The 394-nt window shown below is 73.6% G+C and carries 1 protein-coding gene; it reads right to left on the bottom strand.

Going from position 1 to position 394, the window contains the following annotated elements:
* Nucleotides 1-394: AMP-binding protein (locus VTU_RS26105; RefSeq protein WP_010102203.1), on the bottom strand; the 394-nt coding region annotated here is incomplete at both ends.

Raw genomic sequence — 394 nt, 5'->3', positions numbered from 1 at the left:
CCCTTCGGGACCCCCGTCGTGCCGCCGGTGAATTTGATCGCCTGGGTCGCGTCGGGCGGCAGATCGATCACCGGACGCGGCGCACCGGCGCCGTCCCGGACCAGGTCCGCGAGCGTGCTGCCCGCGGGCCGCGCGCCCTGCGCCGCACCGGTGCACACGCGCACGCCGGGCGCGCCTTCGAGCAGTTCGGCGCAGGCGGCGTCGAACACCAGGATCGAGGGCTCGGTGACATCGACGATGCGGCGGATTTCGGACCGGGTGCTCTTCGGGTTCAGCGGCACCCAGACCTTGCCGCAGGCGAGCACGGCGAGCAGCGCGGCGATGTGCTCGGCGCTATTGCCCGCGCAGATTCCCACGCGGCTTTGCGGGGTCGGATCGAGCGCCGTGAGGCCGG

Source organism: Verminephrobacter aporrectodeae subsp. tuberculatae At4 (genome assembly GCF_000193225.1).
Taxonomy (GTDB): Bacteria; Pseudomonadota; Gammaproteobacteria; order Burkholderiales; family Burkholderiaceae_C; genus Acidovorax; species Acidovorax aporrectodeae.
Note: the sequence above shows the minus strand (reverse complement) of the source record. Positions and strands in the feature narration are given on the sequence as shown.